The sequence below is a fragment of the Treponema sp. R6D11 genome (assembly GCF_054786075.1).
The window spans coordinates 1-3,636 of record NZ_BDHD01000167.1 but is presented as its reverse complement, the minus strand read 5'-3'; the positions used below and the strand labels follow the sequence as shown (position 1 = coordinate 3,636).

Below are 3,636 nucleotides of genomic sequence, written 5' to 3'. Positions count from 1 at the left end.
GTCGCCCTTTGCCGCGAGCATAATGTCGGCTTTCTCGCCATGAAGGCCCTTTGCGGCGGCTTGATTGGCAACGCGAAAGCGGCGTTCGCGTTTTTGCGGCAGTATGAAAATGTAATCCCTATATGGGGCATACAGAAAATGTCCGAGATAGACGAATTTTTGTCTTATGAAAACAACCCGCCCAAATTAGACGGCAATTTGTTAAGCGCCATAGAGAAGGACAAGGCGGAGCTTTCGGGCAGTTTCTGCCGATGTTGCGGCTACTGTCTGCCTTGCCCCGCGGGCATTCCCATTAACAACGCGGCGCGTATAACCTTTTTGGCGAAAAGGGCGGTGAAAGAACACTGGCTCTCCCCCGATTGGCAGAAGAACATGCGCCTGATTGACAACTGTACAAACTGCGGCCATTGCAAACAGCATTGCCCCTACGGACTTGACGTGCCGACCCTGCTTAAAGCCCAACAAGCCGAGTTTTTTAAGATGGTGGCGGAGAACGCTTGATTTAATCCAGTTACTTTGGCCCCAAGCCGCTTGCGGTTTCGGCGTCGGACTTTTGCCAGAATTGGCTTCGGCCTATGCCAAGCCCTATTTCGCCTCGCATTTCTAAGGTGTCAATTTTATACTTTTTGCCGTCGGCGGCGCGGAAAATTATTTTGCAACTGAACATTTTGCCGTCTTCGGGGTTGATTATACTGCCGCCGCTCCAGTCGCCGTTTTTGCCCTTTGTAAGGCCGAAAATCCATGGGGTTCCGGCGACGGGCATCGCGTTTACTTTTCCCGCTACTGGAAAGCCTTTGTAACTTTCCTTGCAGGGGACGGCTATTACGTCTTTTGGAAAATCCGCCATCGATAAAATTTTCCCGTAAAGTTTCCCGCCTTCCTGATAAATTTGCCAGCCTGCGGTTATTTTGCCGGTGTTGTCGTCCACGCTTATCCAGAAGCCTTCGACGGGGTCTACGCCGCCGCTTTGGGCGAAACATACGGAGGCAATTTGTAGAATTACACAAAAAACAATTAATTTATTCATAAAACTTTAACTTTTACGGCTCCATTATACCTTGTGCATAAAATGACTGCAAGTGTATAATAAGCCTATGAAAATAGAGAAAAAGACTTTCGGCGTTCTTTCCAGCGGGAAAAAAGTTAAACTTTGGACACTCAGCGCGGGCGACTTAAAATTGTCGCTTACAAACTTTGGGGCGGCGTGGACAAGCCTGATTGTGCCTTCGCACAGCGGCGTTTTTGACGACGTGATTCTAGGCTATTCGGGGCTGGAAGGCTACTTAACAAACGAGCCGTTTATCGGCGTTACGATAGGGCGTTTCGCCAACAGGATTAAAAACGCGTCTTTTACGCTTAATGATAAAAAATACGAACTTGCCGCAAACGACGGCAAGAACAACCTTCATTCGGGGCCGCGCGGCTTTGACAAGCTTCTTTGGAAATCCGAAGCCTACGAGGAAAACGAGGGCGTTTACGTGCGCTTTGAACTTGAAAGCCCGGACGGGGACTGCGGTTTCCCCGGCAACCTTAAAGCCGTGGTAAGTTACGGGCTGACAAAATCAAATGAAATTCTCGCCAATTACCATGTTAAGGTCGACAAGACCTGCCCCGTGAATATTACAAACCACGCTTATTTTAATTTGGCCGGGGAAGGGAAGGGGGACATACTTTCCCATGAGGTGCTTCTGTATTCCTCTTCTTACGTCGAAGTTGACAGGCACGCTATTCCCACGGGCAAACTTGTTCCCGTAAAAGGCACCCCTTTTGATTTTACCCAGCGCAGGCGGATAGACGCCAATCTCGGCCTGCTCAATAAAGGTTTCGACCATTGTTTCGCGATAGACGGGGACGAGGGAAAATTGCGCCAGTGCGCCGAAGTAATCGAGCCCGATTCCGGCAGGATAATGAAGGTTTTTACCACCCAGCCGGGCGTCCAGTTCTATACGGGAAACCACCTTAACAATGTTACGGGCAAACAGGGCTCCGTTTATAACAAGCACTCCGGCTTCTGCCTAGAAACCCAGCATTATCCCGATACGCCGAACCAGATCGGCTTTCCTTCGTGTAACGCGTCCCCGGACAACGATTACGAGGAAAGGGCGGTTTTCGCGTTTAATTTAGTGTAGATTTTTTCATAAGGGCTTTTAACTTTTCCCTTAGCTTGTAAAGGCTTGAGTCTACGGAGCCTTTTGTAACGCCGATAACGCCCGCGATTTCCCTGTTGGAAGGGCAGGCCCTAACTTTTAATTTGCGTTTTCGCATTTTTTCCAGCCTCTTTCGCGCCTTATCCAGTCGGCTCTTTAAACTAATATACGCGGTCGAGTTTACGGTAATGTAGGAAAGCCTGTGTTCATATACGATGCACCTGTAAAATTGCCCGTAGATTCTTTCCTTTGCACGGACACGGGATTTTTCCGCCACCTTACAAATAAAAACGCTGAAGTTTTTGAAGCCGCCGCGAGAATGGTGCATAACGGCGCGAGCCCAAAAGAAATTTATAGGATTATGAACGGAGGTAAAAGCCTTAATTCAAGGATTCTTTTGGGGAATATTCTTATCAGAACGGAATCGTACTATGGCGGAAAACTGCTTGTAAGTTATGAAACGTTAAAAGAATTTAAAAAATACGGGTTTGAAGGCAGGGACTCCGACAGCCTGAATAAAATGCTTCTTTCCATAGACGGGGTCGAAGCGGTCGTAATTATCCGCCAGGAGACCTCCAGCAACTGTACCGTAAGCTTAAGGTCGATGGACAGAGTTGACGTTTCTCAAATTGCCGCAAGTTTCGGCGGCGGCGGACACAAGAACGCGTCCGGTCTCACTATGAAAGGAAAGATTTCAAACGTAAAGAAAACAATTATAAATTCATTCAAAAAAGATTTCGAATAATCATATAAACGCTTACGAGATGACTTTTCGCACAAATTACGGTCTTTTTCCCGTTTATTCTATGTCCAAATTAACCCAAGTCCGATACCAAAGGCAGAGGTTAATTATGCAGGAACAAACATTAAACGATTTATATTCCATGTTTATTGAAAGAAAAATAAACAGGAGTAAATTTGAGGGCATGGTTTTTATTTATCTGTTAAACAACCAGGCGAAGATCATTACAAAAAAATGGAAAAACGACGAATACGAAGAATTTGTCTCTTGGTTTTATCCGCGTCTTAATAAGGCGATAGACACGTATAAGGAAACGGGTTCGTCTTTCGACGCGTATATAACCAACATTATCCGTACCGCGGCAAGGGAATACCGCATGAAGATTGTCATCAACGAGGTTACAGAGCAGTCCGCGTGGAACGCCCAAATCCCGGAATATTTTACAAGGGAAGAGGCGCCCGTTTATTCGCATGACAAACCCGAGCCCGAAATAGCCGAGATTTTTTTCCTGATAAAAGGGAGAAAAAACCCAAAACAGCTTCTTGCGCTTATCCTTAAGTGCTATTATTTTCTTTCTGAAGAGTTTATTGAAAAAATAGCCGCTTATACCGAGATTGACATAAAAATCCTAAGGGAAATGATCGATAAATTACGCATAATGAGGGAAAAACGGGAAGAACATATTTACCGCACAAAGGAAAGAATCTACGGGCAATTTTACAGGTGCATCGTATATGAACACAGGCT

The 3,636-nt window shown here is 46.1% G+C and carries 6 protein-coding genes; 4 read left to right on the top strand and 2 right to left on the bottom strand.

All coding sequences use genetic code 11. The annotated features are described in order from the left end of the window. On the top strand, window positions 1–501 hold a 501-nt coding region (locus tag ACYVTD_RS10550), incomplete at its 5' end, for a 4Fe-4S dicluster domain-containing protein (RefSeq protein ID WP_461247735.1). A 10-nt stretch (window positions 502–511) separates the two neighbouring features. Here ACYVTD_RS10550 and ACYVTD_RS10545 read toward each other — a convergent pair. Continuing rightward, window positions 512–1,027: a DUF2147 domain-containing protein gene (locus tag ACYVTD_RS10545; RefSeq protein ID WP_461247734.1), complete on the bottom strand. Its 516-nt coding sequence runs from the start codon at window positions 1,025–1,027 to the stop codon at window positions 512–514. A 67-nt stretch (window positions 1,028–1,094) separates the two neighbouring features. Between ACYVTD_RS10545 and ACYVTD_RS10540 the strand changes: the two genes are divergently transcribed. Beyond that, on the top strand, window positions 1,095–2,129 hold the full coding sequence (locus tag ACYVTD_RS10540) for an aldose epimerase family protein (RefSeq protein ID WP_461247733.1): 1,035 nt from the start codon (window positions 1,095–1,097) through the stop codon (window positions 2,127–2,129). Here ACYVTD_RS10540 and ACYVTD_RS10535 read toward each other — a convergent pair. Next, on the bottom strand, window positions 2,116–2,265 hold the full coding sequence (locus ACYVTD_RS10535) for a hypothetical protein (protein ID WP_461247732.1): 150 nt from the start codon (window positions 2,263–2,265) through the stop codon (window positions 2,116–2,118). The genes ACYVTD_RS10540 and ACYVTD_RS10535 overlap by 14 nt on opposite strands. 84 nt (window positions 2,266–2,349) lie before the next feature. Here ACYVTD_RS10535 and ACYVTD_RS10530 point away from each other — a divergent pair, with 84 nt between their 5' ends. Further along, window positions 2,350–2,892: a DHH family phosphoesterase gene (locus ACYVTD_RS10530; RefSeq protein WP_461247731.1), complete on the top strand. Its 543-nt coding sequence runs from the start codon at window positions 2,350–2,352 to the stop codon at window positions 2,890–2,892. Window positions 2,893–2,998: 106 nt separating this feature from the next. Continuing rightward, a partial coding sequence (locus tag ACYVTD_RS10525; protein WP_461247730.1) for a hypothetical protein occupies window positions 2,999–3,636 on the top strand: 638 nt, incomplete at its 3' end.